The organism is Tritonibacter sp. SIMBA_163 (genome assembly GCF_046535935.1).
Classification (GTDB): domain Bacteria; phylum Pseudomonadota; class Alphaproteobacteria; order Rhodobacterales; family Rhodobacteraceae; genus Epibacterium; species Epibacterium scottomollicae.
On sequence record NZ_JAWJBP010000426.1, the window covers coordinates 1 to 273 of the forward strand.

The window sequence follows — 273 nt, forward strand, 5'->3', positions numbered from 1 at the left end:
TCCGTTATGTTCGGCGCTGGCACAGGCACATTGAACTTCAATTACACGGATGCGAGCTATCTTCTGACGGCGGACATTTCGGGCAACGGCATGATCAACCAGACGGCAGACACGACCGGAACGACCACACTGACCGGTGATGGGTCGGGCTTTACAGGCACGACCAACGTCAAGGGCGGTGTTTTGCAGATTGGTGCTGGCGGCAGGACCGGTGCGCTGAACGGCACGATTGTCGATGACACCAAAGTGGTGTTCAACCGTTCTGATGACCTG

Annotated in this window: 1 protein-coding gene; it reads left to right on the forward strand. The window is 56.8% G+C overall.

All coding sequences use genetic code 11. The annotated features are described in order from the left end of the window. The coding region (locus R0J92_RS22990) for a hypothetical protein (RefSeq protein ID WP_411053371.1) at positions 1–273 on the forward strand (273 nt) is incomplete at both ends.